Below are 19,347 nucleotides of genomic sequence, written 5' to 3'. Positions count from 1 at the left end.
GGTCGGCAGCACGTCGCGGCGGGCGGCGGCACCCTGATCGCGCTGCTCGCGGTCGGCCTGCTTCTTTTGAGCGGGCTCGATCTCGCGGTCATCCGCAAGGCGAGCGAAACGATCGCCGCCATCACCCTCCCCGCCCCGCCGCCTCCACAAGAAAAGGAACGGCCCGCACCCGCGGAGAGCGACAAGGCGAGCGGCAAGGCCTCGGCCGCGAACAAGCGCGCCAGGGCGGCTCCCGTCGCCGCGCCCAAACCCAAGGTCGCACCGATCGCGCCGCCACCGATCCCCGCCGCGCCGCAGCCCGGCATCGGCAGCGATGCTTCGGCGGGCGCGGCGCCCGATCCCGGCCCCGGATTGGGCGCGGGGGGGCGGCGGCAACGGAACCGGCGCGGGCGGATCGGGCACCGGCACCGGCGGCGGATCGAAGGCCGCGTGGCGCAGCGGCACGATCAACGACCGCGACTATCCACGGGATGCGGCGCGCGCAAAGATCGGCGGCGAGGTCGAAGTGCGCTTCACCATCCAGCCGACGGGGCGGGTCACCGGCTGCCGCGTCGCTCGGTCGAGCGGCGATGCTTCGCTCGATGCGACAACCTGCCGGCTGATCGAGGATCGCTTCCGCTTCCGGCCCGCGACCAACGGCGCGGGTGATCCGATCACCAGCGCCTATGGCTGGCGGCAAAGCTGGTGGCTGGAGAAGCCGCGCTAGCTGCTTGGTCCCGTCATGTGACCGGAGTTATGGCGCAATCTCGTTGCATCGCCTGGCGATGAACGGATAATGCCGTTGGATTGCCATGGCTTACCCGCGCGCGATTGACGCGGCCGGATTCAGGCCATAGCTTTCCGTGAAACCATAACATCTGGGTCTATTCTCTTAGCTCGGCGACGGGGAGCGCGCGTATGGAGAATGATGCGACCACGTTCCGATTCTCGCTTGCCGCGATACCGCGGCCCCAACGCCGGGAAGTGGTGCGCGAGGTTGCCGGACGCGCGATTGCGAACCTCGATCTCATTCCCAAGACCGACGATCCGCAAATGGAGGTCGAAACCCGTTTTTTGCCGGGCGTGACCATCACCGATGCGTGGGTTTCCCCGCATCTCGCATCGAGCTACGATCTCTCGCGCGGCGACGATGATTTCACGCTGCTCTGGAGCACATCGCCTGCCAAGGGCGGGGTTCTGCAATTGGGCAACGAGCTGCCCGCCGATGGATCGGCCGCCCTCCTGTCCTGTGCGGATCGGATGGATTTCGAAACCTATGAAGCCTTTCCGCATGTGTCGGTAAAGCTGCAACGGTCGGTACTATGCCCCTTGCTGCCCAACGCCGAGGCCGCGCTCATGCAGCGCATACCGCCCGACAATCAAGCGATGCGGCTGCTGAAATCCTATCTCGGCGGCTATCGCGCGCTTCACGATGCCGACCCCGCGGCGCGGCTCGCGCATCGCGTTGCTATCCATATCGCCGACCTGGTGGCGCTGGCGGTCGGCACCGACCGCGATGCGACGGAACTCGCGTCAGGACGGGGTCTGCGAGCCGCGCGGCTGGACGCGATCAAGCGCTGGACGCTCGCGCATCTGGTCTCGTCCGAGCTGGGCATCGGGGCCGCCGCCGCCGCCGCCGGATTGAGTGCGCGGTCGGTTCAGTTGCTGTTCGAGGCGGACGGTGTGACCTTCACCGCCTTTGTCCTGCGCGAGAGGCTGGCGCTGGCCTATCGCCGTCTGTCGATGCCGCACCTTGCCAAGCGGACGATTGCCGAAATCGCCTATGGCTGTGGCTTCGGCGATCTCAGCTATTTCACCAACAGTTTCCGCAAGGCCTATGGCGAAACGCCCTCCGGCGTCCGGCATCGCGCCATGATCGGGTAGCTCAGCCACCGTTCAACAGGCTCGCGCCGTCGTCGATGACGTCGCCGATCAGCCAGCGACCGCCGCGAAGGACGAGGACAAGCGTCACGCCGTGGCGCTCGCCGAAATTGTCGAAATCGACCCGCGCCGTAGCGCTGCCCCTGTTTTCGACGAGCGACGCGATGCGATAGGTGAAATCGCCTGTGTCCTGGCACGCGCACAAAGGATCATAGCCCAGGCCGAGATCGCCGTCGCTCTGCCGACGGATCGATCGCCGCAACTCGGCGGTATAGAGTCCATCGGGATCAGGAACAGCGTCGCGGGCATAGGTCGCATAGATCCGATCGATCAGCGCTCGCGCCCCCGCAAGATCCTGTCCGCGCGGCGCCGGCTGCGCGAGTGCCGCCACCGCGAGCAGGCCGCCCAGCAAAACGGCCACCGGCCGCGAAAAGGGTCCAGCGAATCGCATATCGTCACTTTCCTGTCCTGACGGCAAGACGATGCCGCCCGGGCCGAAATCTGTCTTGGGCTGCGGCGAATGCGCGAATTGCCCGCAAACGAAGCCATTCGAGCCTCCGGCGCGCCGCCGCGAGGTTTCGCTTCCGCACAAATCGCTGTTGCGCCGTGGCCCAAGACGGCCCCCCGATTGCCGTTAGAAGATGACGGAAACAGGGGAGGAAATTCGTCCGATGCCGCGACTATTGTCTATTTCACTCACGCTGGTCGCCGCCGCGACGCTCACCGCCTGTTCGGCCTCCAAAGGCGAGGCCGATCAGGGCAGCGCAAAGGAGAGCGCCGCCGGCGAAGCCGTTCCGGCCGCGCTGTCCGGCGAGGAGGGCCTTGCCCTTGCCGCCGATTGTTCGGCCAAGCTGAAATCGGTTTCCAATCTTTACAGCACCCTCGCGGCGCAAAGCAGCGGGGCCGATGCCGAAGAGCTGGCGAAGCGCGCATCGCAGCGCGACAGCGCCGCAACCGCCTTCGCGCAAATTGCCGAAAGCGCCGCGGGCACGATCGGCAAGACCCCCGAACAGGCCGCGCAAGCGATCCGCGATGCCGATGCCGCCGTGCAAAGCGAGTTCAACAAACGTCCGTTCGAGGATTTCGCGACCTGGGTCACCAACGAGGTCGACACCAAGTGCCGCGAAGCCCTGACCGGCAAGAGCTGATCGGGGCATGGCGGTGCTGACGACGGCGCTGAAGACGATCGCCGTGCTGATGTGCAGCCTTTTGCTGGCGGCCATCGTCGGCAGCATCGGCAGTATCTTTCTCGAGGTCCTGCTGCCCCGCTTTTTCAGCGCGCTGTTGCCCTACGCCCTATGGCTGGTGATCGGCATCTATTGCGGGTTGCTCAGCTTCGGTGGCGCCGGGGCCTGGGCATCGGGCCATGCCAGCCCATGGGGGTGGCGCGGCAAGATCCCCGAGACACAGGGCGAGGGAGACTGGATTACCCGGCCCGGCGCCAAGCGGATCGGAACGACGGTCGCCATAGTGGGAATGATCGTGATCGTCCCGCTCGGCGTCCTGTTCCACCTCATCAGCCACGACGGCCATTCGCTGACCTTCTTCGTTTCGGTGATGATCGGAATGATCCTCGGCCGATGGTCGCTGATGCCCGACGACAGCGCGCGCCTGTCCGGCAACCCGATACGATAAGGAGTTTTCCGAATGACTGCGACCATTCGCCCCGGCGAGGGCATTATCGACACCTGGACGCTCTTTTACCTCCCGCCCGGCGGCGGCAAATATAACGGCAAGCTGACCGTCACCAATCAGCGGCTGCTCTATGATGCAAAGCTCGACGCCAGCCTGACCGGCGTGCTCGGCAATTATGCCGTCGATGGCGAACTGGCGATCGAAAAGACCGATATTCAGGCCATCGAGGTCCAGCGCAAATTGTTCAGCAAGCGCGCCACCCTGACGCTCGCCGACGGCAGCCGGCATGTCTTCGACTATGGCGCGATGAACATCGACAAATGCGTCGCCGCGATCGAGGCCCGGTGATCGGCCGGGACCGGCGCCCATGGCGAACCCCTATCTTCAGGCAGCGGTCGCAGCGGCGGCGCTGACCCTGTCCGCCCCGGCGGCGGCGCAGCAAGCCGAAACCTATGGCGACTGGTCGGTCCGGGGCGCAGCGCCCGGCGGCGTGACCGCAAGCACCGCCACCCCGGCCGGGTCGCTGTTTGGGGTCGTGTGCGACCGATCGACATGCGATGCCTTCTTCAACCCCAAGATCCTCTGCGAGGAGGGGCGCGAATATCCCGCCCTCCTGATCGGTTCGCGAACCCCCGCCTTCGCCGTCCGGCTGCATTGTGCGAAAATCGGCGAATATCACGCCTTCACCCTCCCCCTCGATGAGGGATTGGCAGAGGTCATCGCGGGCGGCGGCGACCTGGGCATCGCCTTCCCCCTCGATTCGGGCGAATTCGGCGAAGCCCGCTTTTCGCTGACCGGGGCTGGGCAAGCCCTGACGCGAGCGCGCGAACGCGCGGGGGCATCGGCTGGTCCCGGCGCGTGACATAGCCCATCCTTGGCGCTTAACCTCCTTGGCCTCTGTTCCCTCGCAATAAGGAATGCGAATGGGGATGCAGCGGCCCGTCGCGCGCTGGAGCCGGACTATCGTCCGTTATGATCGCGATGCGCGGCGCAGCATCGCGATCATGGGACCGAAGCCGGCGATCATCGCGATAAGCGCCTGGACGAGATAATAGGCCAGCCACGCGAGCCACACGGCAAACAGGATCAATCCGTACCAGCCGATTTGATAGGCATCGAAGAGGGCGGACGCCGCGATCATGGCAAGGCTGACGGCCAGCAGCGTCAGGTTGAGCAGACACCCCGCCCGCGCCCGCCGCCGATCGCGAGCATGAAGCGCCGCGATCGCCTCCGGCGTGAAATGATCGACGACTTGCTGCATCGCGGCGCGTGCGGTCGGCGGCACCGGCACGATCAGCCCGATTTCCTCGATCGCATAGGAGCCGAGCGAACGCGAATGCCCCTCGATCACCGACAGGAAAGCCAGATAATCGGGGCCGGAGAGCGAGGGGATGGACTCGAAATCGGCTTGCGTCACCTCGCTCAGGCCGCCGCGCAACGAGACATAATGTTCGCCGACCAGGACCGATTCGGGGCCGACGCGGATATCGATCCCGGTTGATGACGCGGCGAGATCGCAAAGCGACAGCGCCGTCTTTGAAAGGGCGCTGTCGCTGTCCTTGTCGCGCCCTTTGCGAAGCTCGGCCTGGAACCGCCGCCAGGCGGACGCATCCACCGTCCATTCGGCGATGCAGTTCGCGCCTCCCGGTTCCTGGAGGCGTTTCATCTGCCGCCATGCGTGCCATGCGCTCGCCAGATAGGAAGGCGCCACGAACAGGCTGAGGAAAAACAGCGCGCCCGCCAGCGCTCCGGGTAGCGCGATGAGCGTCTCGGTCGTCGAGGAAAATTGGGTCGTGTCGGGATAGGAGGGACGGAGCAGCCAATCCGCCAGCATGGCCAACCCCACCGCAAGCATCAGACCGATCAGCGGCACGCTGGCCCAGATCAGCCCCGTTCGCACCGGACTGCGCATGCTCCACATCAGACGGCCCCTTTCATCGACGCGATCTTTTGAGGCACCGCGCACGGGCTGTCTTGGACTGGGACGAAGGTCGATCTGTCGGAAAACGAAGCGGCCTTCGGCACGGGCGGTGCGGAGGAAAATAGCGGCGGTCCCCTTTTCGGCTCCCCGGCGATGGCCTCGATCGCTCTTGCGACAAAATAGCGACAATATCGCGAATGATTATCAATAAGCATTGACAGTGCGAACGACTCTCAATAGCGGCATTTCCGTCACGATCTTCAATCGAATAAGGGGAAATCCATGTCATTCTTGCGTCTGCGCGAAACCATGTCGGCGGCGGCTCCGGCCTATCTGGCGCTGACATGCTTCGGCCTCGCCGCCTCTCCCGCGGCCGCGCAGGATGGCGGACAAGAGGCGAAGCAGCCGGTGCTCGGCGGCGTCACGGTCACCGACACCGCCATCATCGTCGACGGCTACAAGGTCGACAAGCCTTCCTCTCCCAAATTCACCCAGCCCCTGCGCGACACGCCGCAGACCATCCAGATCATCAACAAGGAATTGTTCAACGAACAGGGCGCGACGACGCTGACCGAAGTGCTGCGCAACAGCCCCGGCGTCGGCACCTTCTATGCCGGCGAAAACGGCAATACGACGAGCGGCGATGCGATCCGGATGCGCGGCTTCGACACGTCGAACAGCATCTTCGTCGACGGCATCCGCGATCTGGGATCGGTCTCGCGCGATATTTTCAACACCGATGCGGTCGAGGTCCAGAAAGGACCGGCGGGCACCGACAACGGCCGCACCGCGCCGACCGGCGCGATCAATCTGGTGAGCAAGCGGGCTTCGCTCGAAAGCGCGCTGTCGGGCACGCTGTCGGTCGGGGTCGACGGGCAGAAGCGGATTACCGCCGATGTCAACCAGACGCTCGGCGGCCTCAGCAACAGCGCGCTGCGGCTCAACATGCTGTGGCAGGACAGCGACGTTCCGGGCCGCGACCATGTCAATAACCAGCGGCTCGGCCTTGCCGCCTCGCTCGGCCTCGGGCTCGACACCGCGACCCGCGCCTGGCTGAACCTGCTTTATATCGACCAGGACAATATTCCCGACGGCTATGTCCCGACGATCGCCCTTCCCGGCTGGGAACCCCAGCCCGGATTGGAGCCGCTGGTCGGCCACCGCGTCGATTCGGAGAATTTCTATGGCACGCGCAAGGACCATGACGATGTGAAGGCGCAGATGGCGACGCTGATCATCGAACATGATTTTTCGGACAATGTCCGGCTGTCGAACGTCGCGCGCGTGGGCGAGACGAAGCAGGATTATCTGCTGACCGCCTTCATGTCGACGGGCGCCAATATCGTCGGCAATCCCGCCGATCCCGACGACCTTTCCGCCTACACGATAACCCGCGGCAACCCCACGATCCGCGAAGCGCGAAACCGCATCCTGACCAATCAGCTCAACCTGCGGGCCGATTTCGCGACGGGAGCAGTCGAGCATAATCTGAGCATCGGTGCCGAGATCACGGGCGAGAAGCAGGTCCTCTACGGCCACAGTTCCACGGGCACGCTGCCGGTCGCGAACCTTTACAACCCCGACTGGAACGACACGAGCGATTACACCTATTCGCGCAACGGCACGGCCGGACGTGGCAAGACGAATACGCTGGCCCTCTATGCCTTCGACACCGCGAAATTCTTCGACGGGCTGCTGCTGGTGACCGGCGGCGTGCGCATCGACCATTACAAGACGACCTATGTCAACACGGCCATTTGCAACAACGGCACCGGCCGCGGCGCCGTGCCGTGCGGCACCGCCCCCGTCGGCTCGATCGTCACCACCGCCGACCTGAAGGCCAAGGACACGCTGTTCAACTGGAAACTGGGCGCGGTGCTCAAGCCGAGCGAGCCGGTCAGCCTGTATGTGAATTATGCGCTGTCGCAGCAGCCTCCGGGCGGCGATAATTTCACCCTGGCGGCCGGCGACAGCACCAACAACCCCGACTTCGCGCCGCAAAAGGCCAAGACGATCGAAGCCGGCGTGAAGTGGGACGTGCTGGGCGGTGCGCTCGCGATCAACGCCGCGATCTTCCAGACCAAGGTGCTGAACGAAGTCAACGCCGCCGACCCCTCCGACATCCAGAGCGGATCGAAGCGGGTGCGCGGCGTCGAACTGTCGGCGGTCGGCAACATCACCGACGCCTGGTCGATCTCCGCCGGATACGCGCATCAGAAAACCAAGGTCACCAACGGCAGCGCCGTCGCGGTCGATGGCAGCGATGGCCTGACCTATTCGCCCGACGACAGCTTCTCGTCGTGGACGAGCTATCGCGCGCCCTTCGGTCTCGAGGTCGCCGGCGGCGTCCGCTACACCAGCGGGATGCGGCGCGGGACCGACGGCGCGGCCGGAACGCCGCCGCGCACCCATGGCTATACGGTCGTCGATGCGCTGCTCGGCTATGCGGTCAACGACCATGTCAAATTGCGCCTGAACGCCTATAATCTGTTCGACAAAGATTATGTCGCGGCGATCAACAAGAGCGGCTATCGCTACACGCCGGGGCAGCCGCAGACCTTTTTGTTCAGCGCCGACTTCCGCTTCTAGAAGCCGGAGCGGAACAGGCTCGGGCGGGGGGCGGCGCCTCCCGCCTTCGCCATTTGAAGAGGATTTGAGCTGCCATGTTGCTGCATATCCCGAACGTCCTGACGCCGGACGAGGCAGCGGAATTCCGCCGCCGCCTCGATGGCGCCGACTGGACCGACGGACGCGAGACGGTCGGCGCGCAGGGCGCGAAGGTCAAACGCAACGAGCAGGTGCCAGACAATTCGCCGCTGAAGGTCGAACTCGGCGCCGCGGTGCTGGCGGCGCTGAAACGCTGCCCGCTGTTCTTCGCCGCCGCGCTGCCGCGCAAGATATTGCCGCCGCGTTTCAATCGCTATGCCGGGGGCGGCGCCTATGGCTTTCATGTCGATGGCGCGGTGATGAAGCTGGCGACGGGCGAGCATCTGCGCTCCGACCTGTCGTGCACGCTCTTCCTCAACGATCCCGGCGATTATGAGGGCGGCCGGCTGATCGTCAGCGACACCTATGGCGAGCACGCCATCGCGCTGCCCGCCGGCGACGCGATCCTCTATCCATCGAGCAGCCTTCACCGCGTCGAGCCGGTGACCCGCGGCACCCGGCTCGCCTCCTTCTTCTGGATCCAGAGCATGGTGCGCGACAACGACCTGAGGCGGATGCTGTTCGAGATGGACACCGCCATCCAGAAACTCACGCGCGACGGAGCCGACGACAATGCTGTCCTCCAACTTACCTGCGTCTATCACAACCTCCTGCGACGCTGGTCCGAAACCTGAGCCGGAGACCGCAATGCGGGTTCGGGCAGCGGCATCGGCCCCGAGCATGTCCGTCGGCGCCGCCCGGTTGACGCCCGGCCGTTACGGCGAGGATCGGGGCCCCAACCTGCCGGCCGCGGCGCTCGCGTCGTTGCTGGCGGCGGGGCTGCTCGCTGCGCTGCTGCACACGGGTTATCACCGCGCAGAGGTCGAGGCGGCCAGGTTGGCGGTGGTCAACCTGTCGATCGCGCCGCCGCCCCCGCCGCTGCCTTCCCCGCCGCAGGAAACGCCCCCGCAGCAAAAGGCCCCGGTCTTTGCCCCGCTGCCGCTGGTCGAGGTGCCGAACAATCAGCCCGCGATGCTGACCTCCCCCGATCCGATTCCGGCACCGCCCGTCCCGGTGCCCGCTCCACCAGCGCCTCCCGCCCCGCCTGCGGTGGTCCAGGCGAACGACCTCGGCACGCGCATGGTGGCGGGGGCGCCGCCGCGCTATCCCACCGAAAGCCGGCGGCACCGCGAAGAAGGAACGGTGATGCTCGCGCTGACGCTCGACCTCGACGGTTCGGTCACCGCCATTTCGGTTGCGCACAGCAGCGGCTTTCAGCGCCTCGACGAAGCGGCGCTCCGCGCGGTGCGCAAATGGCGCTGGGCGCCGACGATGCGGAATGGACAAGCGGTGAAGGTCAAGGGGCTGGTCGAGATTCCGTTCGTCCTGCGCGGATAAGAGCGCGCCTCAGCCCAGCATCGCGCGCCATTCGCGCGAGACATGCTCGCGGTCGCCGACGACCATCGCCGCCGCGAGCCCTTGCGCATCGGCGAGCGCGATCGCTTTCTGTGGCCCGAGCACGGTCAGCGCGGTCGCCCAGCCGTCGGCGATCATGCAGTCGCGGTGCAGCACCGTTACCGACGCCACGCCGCTGACGATCGGCCGCCCGGTGCTGGGGTCGAAGCTGTGCGAATAATGGCGGCCATCCGCCACGAAACCGCGCCGGTAATGGCCCGAGGTCGCGGCCGACAAGTCGTGGAGCGCGATCCGCCACGGCGGGATCGACGCGGTCGGCGGCATCTCGACATCGACCCACCACGGCTGGCCGTCGGGGCGGATCCCCTCCCCGCGCACTTCGCCGCCGAGTTCGAGCAGGAAATGGCGCACGCCCTGCCCGAGCAGCCATATGGCGGCGAGATCGACGCCATAGCCCTTGGCGATCCCCGACAGGTCGAGCGCCGCGCCTTCGCTGCGCCGGATGCGGCTGTTCGCGGCGTCGAACTCCACGCGCCGTTCGGCGGCGGGCGCATCGCCCGGAACGCGCGCGACGGGACCAGCGCTGCCAAAGCCCCAGCGTTCGGTGATCGCGCCAAGCGCCGGATCGAAGGCGCCCGCGCTCGCGGCGGCGATTTCAAGCGCCGCCGCGACGACATGAGCGAATTCGGGCGGAATGGACTGCCACTCCCCCGCGGGCGCCCGATTGAAGCGCGACAGGTCGGAGTCGGGTTCCCACTGGCTCATCTGCCGGGTGACGCGGCCGAACGCCGCCTGCACGCCCGCCGCGAGACCGGGCGCGGAGGAGGCCGCGTGCAGCGACCAGCTCGTCCCCATCGCCTCGCCCGACAGGATCTGGATATCCCCCGCGCCGTCCCACGCCGCAAAGGCGGCGGGCGTGAGCGCGCGGGGGATCAGGATGCGGTCGCTCAGGGCGCCATCACCTCGAGCGTGGTGACATAGGAGGCGCGGCGCGCGACCGGCGGCGGCGCATCCCCCGCCTGACGCTCGGCGTGCGGCGTCGTGACGTTCATCCAATACATGCCGGGTTCGGACCAATTTACCGCGACCTTGCCCTCGACATCGGTCTTGAGGTCGATCTGACCAAGCTGGTCGCGATAGCGGATACCGCCGGGGATCACCGTCACCGCCAGGTCCGCCGCGGGCTTGCCGTCGAGCAGGAACTGGAAGGTTGCCGCCTCGCCCGCGAACAGGTCGTTGGGATGCGTGACCGGGACCATTTCGATCCCCTTGCCGGTCGGCTTGAACAAAGTCGTCGTCGGCTCACCCACCGTCACGAAAATCTCGTTGCGGTTGTTCGCTTCGGCGGTCCGCACGTTGGTCGCGCCAGCCGGGAGCTTTTCGGCAAGATTGGCGGTGGTGGTGCCGCGCGGCAGGCGCTCGGTCTTGCCGTTCAGATCATAGCTGCCCATCAGCGAATCGGATACCGACGCGATGCGATAGGTGCCCTTTTGCGTCAGATGGACGTCGAAAGTGCTCCGATAGCGCCCCGTCGCCTTATTCTCGATCGCCACGTCGCTGCCGTCGGGCGCCCAGGCATGGACGGCGTCGAGGCGCAGCGGCTGATGCTCGAAATAGAAAAGATCGTTCGACACCGCGGCATCGACCGTCACCCACACATCGTCGCCCGACAGCACCGTCGACGACGGCAGCATCCATTGCCGGTGCGCGCTTGCCGGAACCGCCGCCATCGCCGCGAGCGCGACCGTCGCCGCGAAACCCCATATCTGCTTTTTCATCATTCTGCCCTTTCTCTGGATCAGCGGAAGGCGACGGTGACGGCGCCAAGTTCAGTCTTGCCGGCGGCGCGGCCGCCCGGACCGGCCTTTGCCGGCCAGGTAAAGGGGATGCGGAGCAGTTCGCGTCCGCCGACCTCGCGCGCCGCCTCGACCACCAGCACATAGGCGCCGGGCGCGGTCGCGCCGAGTTGGGCGCGGCTGAACGAGATTTTCTGCGCACCGGGTGCGCGCGTCGCGCCGGTGACGCCGTTCGCCGGGAATGTCATCGTCCGGCCCGCGGCGCGCCACCATTGGCGCACGTCGCGCAGCCATTTGGTGCCCTCGTTCTTCTTCATGTCATAGTCGTACCAGACCGCGACCGTCTTTGCGGGCGCACCCGCCTTTTCGACCCAGATCGCCACGTAAGGACGGTGATATTCGGCGACCTTGAGTTGCGGGATCGTGATCGTGACGTCCATCGTCGCGGGCGCGGCGGCCAGAACCGGGGCGGTGAGCGCGGCGCTCAACGAACCGCCGATCAAAAGCGTGCGCGAGGGGGTCTGCATGAAACTCTCCTTAATGGATGAAGATGATCGCGACGGCCGCGGGAAGGATCAGACCGGCGCCAACCAGCGGCCAGGTGCTCTTGCGCTTTGCCGAATGCAGCCAGAGCAGGACCAGGCCGGTGAACGCGAAGATCAGGCAGGCGAAGGCGAAGACATCGATGAACAGGCTCCACTCGCCACCCGAATTGCGGCCTTTGTGGAGGTCGTTGAGATAGGAAATCCAGCCGCGATCGGTGATCTCGCTCGACACCGCGCCGCTCGCGCGGTCGATCGCGACCCAGCCATCGCCGCCGGGGCGCGGTGCAGGCAGGTAAATCTCGTCGGCGGACCATTCGGCCTCGCCCGTCGCGCTGACCGGGAAATGATCCTCGACCCACGCTGCGACCGGCCGGGGCAAGGCGCCCTTGCCGCCCGCCGGATCAGCGCCGAGCGTGCCCAGCACCGCCTGCGGCATCTGCGCGGTCTTCTGGGCGACGACCGGCGCCGCTTCGATGTCGGCGGCATGGTTGAGCGTGAACCCCGTGACCGCGAACAGCAACAGGCCGATCAGGCTGACGGCCGAACTCATCCAGTGCCACATGTGCAACTGTTTCAGCCAAAAGCTTTTCCGGCTCTTTTTGACCGGCGGGCGCGGGGACGGGGGTGCGTGCATCGAGAGCTGTCAGACTGAAACCGAAAGGGATGTCCGCCATTATCGAGAACGATTCGCAATTACAATATGAATTCCGCGTCGCCCCGATCTGCCGCCGCCGGTGATATTTCGTGGCGGCGCGGTCGGCTTATGTTAACGGGGTGCGGGTAAAGATCGCGCGCCGCCGCCCGTTGCCGTCCGGGGAATGACATGATCCGCCTCTTTCTATCCGTCGACATGGTCGGCTCGACCCAGTTCAAGGCCCGCTTTTCGGGTCAGGGAAGCCAGGGGTGGCTCGACGTTTTCCAGGCTTTTTTCTGTAATTTCCCCCTGATCCTGGCGGGACAGGTCGGCTTTGAATTCATCGATGACGAACGCACGCCGTCGATCGACATCTGGAAGGCGATGGGCGACGAGGTCATTTTCGCCGCCGAACCGCAAAGCGCCGAAGAGGCCGCGTCGATCCTGCGCGCGCTGCTGCGTGCGATGGCGCTTTACGAAAGCCGGTATTTCGAGCGCATCCCGCTCCGGCTCAAGGGCACCGCGTGGCTCGTCGCGTTCGGCGAACAGAATATCGAGCTCGACATCGCCGAACTGGCGGCGGGCGACGGGGCGCGGCATATCGATTATATCGGCCCCGACGTCGACCTGGGCTTTCGCCTTTCCAAATATGCCCGCCCATCGAGCCTCGTCGTCTCGCTCGACCTGCTCGAACAATTGCTCGGCGCCCGCAACGCCGACGCGCTCGCCTTTCACCTTGTCGGGCGCGACGAATTGAAAGGGGTGATGTTCGGCCGCCCCTATCCGATCATCTGGGCCAGCGACGCCGAAGCCGGTTTCGACTTCCTGCCGTGGGAGGTCGAGGAATGCCCGCTCGTCGCGGCGGCGGCGCATGCCCCGGCGAGCGAGCCCGAGCGGCTGCGCGCCGCGATCGCGGACATGCGGCTCTATCTGCGCAAGATGCACGGCGTCGACCGCGCGCCGCTGACGCTGGGGGGCTAGGCGGCCGCCGCTGGTCCTTCGTAGCAGATCACCAGGATCGCGATATCGTCCGACTGCGGAATCTCGCCGACGAAAGCGCGCACGCTGTCGGCGAGGCCTTCGGCAATATAGCGCGCCGACGGATTTTCGCGGGTGCGTTCCAGCGCCGTCCGGATGCGCGCGGCGGTGTAAAGCTCCTCGCCCGGCCCCGTCGCCTCGGACACACCGTCGGTAAACAGGATCATCGCATCGCCGGGCTGCAACGTGAAGCGGCCCGACTGATATTCGACATCGTCGAAGATGCCCATCGCCATGCCATGCTTCTTTGCCAGCCGCTCGACAGCGCCGCCCGCGCGCACGATGAAGGGCGCTTCGTGGCCGGCATCGCTATAGACGACGCTGCCGTCGCGAAGGTCCAATATGCCGGCCAGCGCGGTGACGAACATCTCCGCCACATTGTCGCGCGCCAGTTCGGCGTTGACGCGCGTCATGATCTCCGCCGTCGAGGTCGCGGACAGCGCCTGCGCCTTGAACAGCGTCGTCGTCATCGCCATGAACAGCGCCGCGGGCACGCCCTTGCCCGCGACGTCGCCGACGACGAAGAACAGCCGATTCCGGTCGATCAGGAAATAATCGTAAAGGTCGCCGCCAACCTGTTTCGCCGGTTCGAGCATCGCGAAGACGTCGAGGTCGGTGCGGCCGGGAAAGGGCGGGGATTTGCGGGGCAGCATCCCGACCTGGATGTCGCGCGCCGCGGTCAGCTCGCCCTCGACCCGCTCGCGCGCGGCGGTCGCGGTTTCGACCTCGATCAGATAGCGTTGCAGCCGCGCGATCATGCCCGACATCGCTTCGGCGAGGCTGCCGACCTCGTCGCTCCGCGCGCCGCCGATCTCCCGGATCGCGAGCAATTCCTGCTCGTCGGGCTCGAAGCTGCGCTGCTCCATTCCGCGCGTGAAGGCGGTGAGCTGCGCCAGCGGCCGCACGATCCGGCCGATGAGCAGCCAGCCGACGGCGAGCGAGAGCGCGAACATGACGACCCCGACCGCGATCGACTGGATCAGTGCGGTGCGCAGGCTCGCGTCGAGCTGGTGCAGATCGACGTCGGCGCCGATGACGTAGGTGCGCCCGTCGCGCATCCGCACCGGCTTGTAGATCGACCGGAAGCGGCCGAAACTGTCGCTATATTCGTCGAACCGCACCCGTCCGTCGCGAAAGCTCTGATGCAGTTTGGCGGGCGCCGTATCATAGAGGGCAAAAAAGCCCGTCTGCGTTCCCGACTGCATTTCGGCGACCGTCGCGCTGGTCGCGACGGTGCGGATCTCGGGCCCGAATTGCATATAGGTATAGGCGTAGACGAGCCCCGACTCGTTGGCGAAGTGCGACAGCCGGTCCTGCACCGCGTCGAACAGCGCTGGCGCAACCGAGTCCGCATTCTGGATCGTGGCATGATAGCCGGGCGGAACGATTTCCTGCACCGCATTGGCCGCGGTGACGAGTTGCTTGTCGATTCCCGCCAATATCTCGGCGCGGTCGATACCGTAAAGCACGAGCGAATAGGCCGTCGCCGCGATCAGATTGAGCGCGAACAGCAGCAAGAGCAGCTGGGGCTTGAGCCCGAATTTTCTCTTGCGTCCCGTCATCGCCCCTGCCCCGCACCATTGCCGCTTTTGTCCGTGCTGACAACCGTGCGGCTGACTTCATCAATATTTTGTTGCTATGCGGTCGGGTGGGCGTTGCGGACGGGGGGCTGAATATCGTGATCGACAGGCTGAACCGTCTGCTGCGCGTCGAGCCGGGCGAAGGACCCAAGCTCGCGCAGTTCGCGCTGTTCGGCTTTCTGCTGCAAATGGGACTCGGCATCGGGTTCAGCGCCGGGGACGCCGCTTTCTTCAGCCATGTCGGGGTCGATGCGCTGCCGGTGATCTTCATGCTCACCCCGGCGGTGATGCTGGTCTACACCGGCCTTTTTTCGGTCCTGATGGTGCGCTTTTCGCTGAACCATATGGTGATGGCGACGCTGGCGCTCCTCGTCGCCGGGGGCGTGATCCTGTGGGCGCTGCTCAGCAACGCCGGCGACAGTGCGCCGCTCTATTACGTGCTGAAGCTCTATCTCGCGATGTGGTATATCGCGCTCTACAGCCTGTTCTGGAACTTCACCGACGCCTATTTCGACATTCAGGACGCCAAAAGGCTGTTCCCGCTGTTCGCGGCCTTTTGCGCGCTCGGCACCGCGGTCGGCGCGCTGATCGTCAACCTGCTCGCGGCTTTCGTCCCCTTGCCCGGCTTCCTGCTGCTCTGGGCCGGAGTCGCGCTCGCGACGATGCCGCTCGCCTGGTCGCTCGGCCGCCGCTGGCCGCAGCTCAGCGAAAGCGATGCCGACGATAGCGAGCGCCCGGCGGGGATCGCCGCCCAGCTCGCGGTGCTGGCGAACAGCTTTCGCACCTCGCGCTATACGCTCGCCCTGACGGCGACCTTGTTCGTCACCCTGTTGATGACCAACCTCGCCGAATATCAATATGCCGCGGTGCTGCAACAGGGGCGCAGCGAGGCTCAGCTCGCGGCGCTGTTCGGCGCGCTCTATGCCGCGTCGAACATCTTCAACCTGCTGGTCTGCCTGTTCGTCTTCAACCGGCTGGTGACCCGGCTCGGCGTTCGCAACGTCGCCTTCATCCTGCCCCTCACCTATTTCGCGGTATTCGGATTCTTCTTTCTGAGCAGCGGCTATATCGCGGCGATCGCGGCCTTTTTCGCCTATCATGGCGTGCTGACCTCGATCGAATATAATAATCAGAATCTGCTGTTCAACGCGGTGCCATCGGCGATCAAGCGTCCGCTTCGCACCGTGATCGAGGGGATGTGCGAACCGCTCGCCAGCCTGATCGCGGGCGCCTTCCTGCTCTATGCCGCCAAATATCTCGACCTGCGCGAGCTTTCGGGGATCGGGGTGATATTGGGCGCATTGCTGATCGCGACCGTCGTTTTGCTGCGCCAGCTTTATCCCTCGGCGATGGCGGGCAACATGCGGCAGGGCTGGCTCAATTTCGGCGCACCGCTCCCGGCCCTCGCGCCCGGAGCGGAAGCGCGGCTGCGCACCCTGGCGGCGTCGCCCGGCGCCCCGCTCCTCGATCTGCGCGGCGGGTCAGACCAACTCCGCCTCGCCGATCCGGACGCGATCGCCGACCTGCTCGCGGCTGCGCCCCGGCAGAGCCCGCGCGAGCGGCGCCAAAGTGCCGCGCTGATCGCCGATTTCGGCGAGACCGCCATCCCGCATCTCGTCGCTGCGCTGCGCGACACGCGCCGCGCGCAAGGCGAGCGCGCGGTGGCGGCGCGCGCGCTCGCCAGCCTGTCGCAGGCGCAGTTCGCGGCGCAATCGGACGCGATCGTCGCGGCCGAAAGCGATGCCGCCCGGCAGGCGATGGACAGCGCCCGGCGGCTCGACGCGGCGCAGGGCGCCTCGGGCTTCACCGGCCTGCTTGCCCGCGCCCAGCGCGAACGTGCGAGCGCCGCGGTCGACTTCCTGCTCGAATTGCTGGCGCTGCGCGGCCTGCTCCCCGATTTCGACCTGCTGATCGTGTCGCTTCATTCGGCCAATGCCAAGGTTCGCGCCAACGCCATGGAAGCGGTCGAAACGGGCATCGGCCACGCGCTGTTCCGCGGCGTCGAAGCGGTGTTGCAGCCCCGCAAGCAGGAGAGCATCGCGCCACCGTCCGATGACGAGGTCACCCGGCTGGCCGAAGCCGCGCTGGAGAATGGCGCGCCGGTCGAAGTGGCGGTCGCGCTGGCGCTGCTCCACCAGCGGCTTTCGCCCAGCGCGTTCGCGCGCCGCACCGCGCCCCTGATTCACGCCGCGATGCCGCCTGCGCTGCGTGCCCAATTGCTCGCCTTGCTCGCCTTGCGGCACGAGGACGGTCCGAGCCGCGTCGCTCTGATCGACGCGCTTCGCCAAACCCCCAATTTCGCCGCCGCGACGCTCGAGGCGCTGGCGAGCCTTGCCGAGATGGCGCGGACCGACTCGCCCACTGCGGGCTGGAGCGGTGCGACCGCCAGCGGCGAACGCTTCTGGATCGCGCATGAGGATATCCGGGCGGCTGCCGCGCGCCACCCCGACCTCGCGCTCGTCATGCTGCGCGTGCAGGATGGGCGTGACCATGCCGCGTAACCGCAAACAAATCGGCATCCAGACGCTGTTGCTGCGGGTGTTCCTGCCGGTGGTCGCGCTGGCCGCGCTGCTCGTTGCCATCCTCGTCTACAATCGGATCAACGCCACGATCCTGCGCCAGTTCGACGACCGGCTGGTTGCGACGAGCGCGCTGACCGGGGCGCTGATCGACCCGGCCGATCATGACTGGCTGATCGGCACGGCGACGAGCGGCCGCGACCCGGCAGCGGCCGAGCGCGACATCCGCTATCGCCGGAATGTCGAACCGATGCGGCGCATTCGCGAACGGCTGGGGCTCACCTATATCTATACGCAGGTGACGAGCGGCCGGGCCGAGGTGCGCTATATCCTCGACGGCACCGACGGCGACGAGCATACGCCGCTGGGGTCGCCCGACAGCCTGCCCGAAGAAACGATGGCGGGGCTCCGCGACGTGCAGCGGCGGCGCATCATCTATGTCTCGCCGGTCGAATATCAGGAAAAATGGGGGTTGCTCAAAACCGCGGCGGCGCCGGTCTATAGCGCCGACGGCGCGGTCAGCGGCACTGCGGGCGCCGACGTCAACGTCTCGGTCATCCGCGTCGCGACGCAGAACGCCCTGTTCCTGAGCGCGATGATCGGCATCGCCTCGCTGCTCGCCTGCCTGCTGGTGACGTTGCAGATCGTCCGGCGTGTCGCGCGGCCGATCGAGCGGCTCACGCAGGAAGCGCTGCGGATCGCGGCGGGCGATCATCGCCCGCCCGCCAAGGGCGACGCCCCGCGCGAAGTGCGCGATCTTCGCGCTGCGCTCACGGCGCTCAGCGCGCATGCGACCGGCGAACTCGATGCCGCCGCCGCGCGCGCCGCGCAGCACCGGCTGGCGGCGAGCGAAGCCTGGCTGTTCGGCGATGAAGGCGGGGCGCGAGTGCCGGTGATGTCGGTGGACAGCCCGAATGACCGCTCGACCGCAGCGCCCGCGCCGATCGACGCTGGCGAGGAAATCTCCGCCGATGTCATCGATCATATGGCGGTGCTGGCGGCGATCGCGCCGTTCGACCGTTTGTCGGGCCGCGAGCTTTTGCTGGTCGCCCGGCACGTCCGTCCGCGCTCGCTGCCGCCCGGCGCGCTGTTGATCGAGCGCGGTCAGCCCGCGCATCTGCTCTATATCGCCGTCGATGGCTGGGCAATGGCGGGCGAGGCGCGCGCGCCGTCGCTTTTCGACGTGCCGTCGCTGCTCTTTTCGCTTCCCGCCGCGCAGGATTACCGCGTTGGCGACGAAGGGATGCAGGCGCTTTGCCTCGCGCGCGCGCACCTGTTCACCATCGCGCGCGAATGCCCCCAGTTCATCGCCGGCCTGCTCGACATGGAGGCGCTGCCGTCATGCGGATAAGGTCGGTCATCCTTGCCGCCGCGATCCCGCTGTTGCTCCTGCTCGCGGCGGTGAACGGCGCTCTGCTCTATTTTCAGAGCGAGGCCGAAATGCGGCGCGGTCTCGACGCGCGCGCGCTCGCGGTCGTGGTGACCACCGCCGAATTCCTGTCGGCGATGGACGATCCGGCCGCCCAACTCTCCAGCGCGCCGCGCCGGGCCGCGCTGGCCTCGGCGGCGCGGCATGTCGAAGGACTCGAAGGGCTGGTTCTGGTCGACGCCGCCGGGCGGGCCACCGCGCTCGTGCCGCCAGCGCGGTCCTGGTCGCCGGGCCGCGCCGCGCCGCGCGCCGCCGCCGAGGTCGGCGCGCTGACGAACGTCGGCGGCAATCGCCATGTCGTCGCGCGGGCGCGCGTCGCGGGCGGCGG

19 protein-coding genes and 1 pseudogene are annotated in these 19,347 nt (G+C 66.7%); 13 read left to right on the top strand and 7 right to left on the bottom strand.

The genetic code is table 11. The features are described from left to right. The first annotated feature begins 313 nt into the window (after positions 1–313). Positions 314–706, top strand: a complete 393-nt coding sequence (locus CVO77_RS21520) for an energy transducer TonB (RefSeq protein WP_242446030.1) — start codon at positions 314–316, stop codon at positions 704–706. 191 nt (positions 707–897) lie between these two features. Beyond that, positions 898–1,863: a helix-turn-helix transcriptional regulator gene (locus tag CVO77_RS00100; protein ID WP_105997337.1), complete on the top strand. Its 966-nt coding sequence runs from the start codon at positions 898–900 to the stop codon at positions 1,861–1,863. A 1-nt stretch (position 1,864) separates the two neighbouring features. Here the strand turns inward: CVO77_RS00100 and CVO77_RS00095 are convergent, their stop codons facing one another. Beyond that, positions 1,865–2,281, bottom strand: coding sequence for a YqhG/Tai3 family protein (locus tag CVO77_RS00095; protein ID WP_158257934.1), 417 nt, complete (start codon positions 2,279–2,281; stop codon positions 1,865–1,867). Positions 2,282–2,543: 262 nt separating this feature from the next. On the opposite strand from CVO77_RS00095, the gene CVO77_RS00090 reads away from it, so the two are divergent. From CVO77_RS00090 to CVO77_RS00075, 4 genes are read left to right on the top strand one after another with little or no spacing between them, the layout of a single operon-like run. Next, a complete protein-coding gene (locus CVO77_RS00090; protein WP_158257933.1) occupies positions 2,544–3,008 on the top strand; it encodes a hypothetical protein in 465 nt (154 codons plus the stop codon). Positions 3,009–3,015: 7 nt separating this feature from the next. Further along, positions 3,016–3,495, top strand: a complete 480-nt coding sequence (locus tag CVO77_RS00085) for a hypothetical protein (RefSeq protein WP_105997334.1) — start codon at positions 3,016–3,018, stop codon at positions 3,493–3,495. Between the two features lie 12 nt (positions 3,496–3,507). Further along, positions 3,508–3,843: a hypothetical protein gene (locus CVO77_RS00080; RefSeq protein ID WP_105997333.1), complete on the top strand. Its 336-nt coding sequence runs from the start codon at positions 3,508–3,510 to the stop codon at positions 3,841–3,843. Between the two features lie 19 nt (positions 3,844–3,862). Beyond that, on the top strand, positions 3,863–4,357 hold the full coding sequence (locus tag CVO77_RS00075) for a hypothetical protein (RefSeq protein WP_105997332.1): 495 nt from the start codon (positions 3,863–3,865) through the stop codon (positions 4,355–4,357). A gap of 108 nt (positions 4,358–4,465) precedes the next feature. On the opposite strand, the gene CVO77_RS00070 is transcribed toward CVO77_RS00075, so the two are convergent. Beyond that, the gene (locus CVO77_RS00070; protein WP_105997331.1) at positions 4,466–5,416 is read right to left on the bottom strand and encodes a hypothetical protein; all 951 of its coding nucleotides are present in this window, start codon (positions 5,414–5,416) and stop codon (positions 4,466–4,468) included. Between the two features lie 282 nt (positions 5,417–5,698). Here CVO77_RS00070 and CVO77_RS00065 point away from each other — a divergent pair, with 282 nt between their 5' ends. From CVO77_RS00065 to CVO77_RS00055, 3 genes are all read left to right on the top strand, one after another. Continuing rightward, entirely contained in the window at positions 5,699–8,005 is a 2,307-nt protein-coding gene (locus tag CVO77_RS00065) for a catecholate siderophore receptor Fiu (RefSeq protein ID WP_105997330.1), read from the top strand. A gap of 74 nt (positions 8,006–8,079) precedes the next feature. Next, the gene (locus CVO77_RS00060; protein ID WP_105997329.1) at positions 8,080–8,757 is read left to right on the top strand and encodes a Fe2+-dependent dioxygenase; all 678 of its coding nucleotides are present in this window, start codon (positions 8,080–8,082) and stop codon (positions 8,755–8,757) included. Between the two features lie 46 nt (positions 8,758–8,803). Then, on the top strand, positions 8,804–9,460 hold the full coding sequence (locus CVO77_RS00055; RefSeq protein WP_242446029.1) for an energy transducer TonB: 657 nt from the start codon (positions 8,804–8,806) through the stop codon (positions 9,458–9,460). Between the two features lie 9 nt (positions 9,461–9,469). On the opposite strand, the gene CVO77_RS00050 is transcribed toward CVO77_RS00055, so the two are convergent. From CVO77_RS00050 to CVO77_RS00035, 4 genes are all read right to left on the bottom strand, one after another. Further along, positions 9,470–10,333 carry an FAD:protein FMN transferase gene (locus CVO77_RS00050; protein WP_242446028.1) on the bottom strand — a complete coding sequence of 288 codons (864 nt, stop codon included), beginning with the start codon at positions 10,331–10,333 and terminating at the stop codon, positions 9,470–9,472. Positions 10,334–10,425: 92 nt separating this feature from the next. Continuing rightward, on the bottom strand, positions 10,426–11,259 hold the full coding sequence (locus tag CVO77_RS00045) for a DUF4198 domain-containing protein (RefSeq protein WP_420822523.1): 834 nt from the start codon (positions 11,257–11,259) through the stop codon (positions 10,426–10,428). Positions 11,260–11,276: 17 nt separating this feature from the next. Further along, entirely contained in the window at positions 11,277–11,801 is a 525-nt protein-coding gene (locus CVO77_RS00040) for a DUF2271 domain-containing protein (RefSeq protein WP_105997327.1), read from the bottom strand. Between the two features lie 10 nt (positions 11,802–11,811). Further along, entirely contained in the window at positions 11,812–12,453 is a 642-nt protein-coding gene (locus CVO77_RS00035) for a PepSY-associated TM helix domain-containing protein (RefSeq protein ID WP_105997326.1), read from the bottom strand. A gap of 189 nt (positions 12,454–12,642) precedes the next feature. On the opposite strand from CVO77_RS00035, the gene CVO77_RS00030 reads away from it, so the two are divergent. After that, positions 12,643–13,434: a nucleotidyl cyclase domain-containing protein gene (locus CVO77_RS00030; protein ID WP_105997325.1), complete on the top strand. Its 792-nt coding sequence runs from the start codon at positions 12,643–12,645 to the stop codon at positions 13,432–13,434. Here the strand turns inward: CVO77_RS00030 and CVO77_RS00025 are convergent. Continuing rightward, positions 13,431–15,053 (bottom strand): PP2C family protein-serine/threonine phosphatase, encoded by a 1,623-nt coding sequence (locus tag CVO77_RS00025; protein WP_105997324.1) that lies wholly within the window; start codon positions 15,051–15,053, stop codon positions 13,431–13,433. The genes CVO77_RS00030 and CVO77_RS00025 overlap by 4 nt on opposite strands. A 116-nt stretch (positions 15,054–15,169) precedes the next feature. Here CVO77_RS00025 and CVO77_RS00020 point away from each other — a divergent pair, with 116 nt between their 5' ends. The 3 genes and pseudogenes from CVO77_RS00020 to CVO77_RS00005 all read left to right on the top strand — a co-directional run. After that, positions 15,170–17,572 carry an MFS transporter gene (locus tag CVO77_RS00020; protein WP_106000526.1) on the top strand — a complete coding sequence of 801 codons (2,403 nt, stop codon included), beginning with the start codon at positions 15,170–15,172 and terminating at the stop codon, positions 17,570–17,572. Next, the gene (locus tag CVO77_RS21515) at positions 17,562–18,941 is read left to right on the top strand and encodes a HAMP domain-containing protein (RefSeq protein ID WP_242446027.1); all 1,380 of its coding nucleotides are present in this window, start codon (positions 17,562–17,564) and stop codon (positions 18,939–18,941) included. The genes CVO77_RS00020 and CVO77_RS21515 overlap by 11 nt, the downstream gene beginning before the upstream one ends. Further along, positions 18,932–19,347: pseudogene (locus CVO77_RS00005) on the top strand (hypothetical protein); the annotation flags it as partial. The gene CVO77_RS21515 and the pseudogene CVO77_RS00005, both read left to right, overlap by 10 nt.

Source organism: Sphingopyxis lindanitolerans, from assembly GCF_002993885.1.
GTDB lineage: Bacteria > Pseudomonadota > Alphaproteobacteria > Sphingomonadales > Sphingomonadaceae > Sphingopyxis > Sphingopyxis lindanitolerans.
This window is presented reverse-complemented; position numbering and strand designations above follow the sequence as displayed.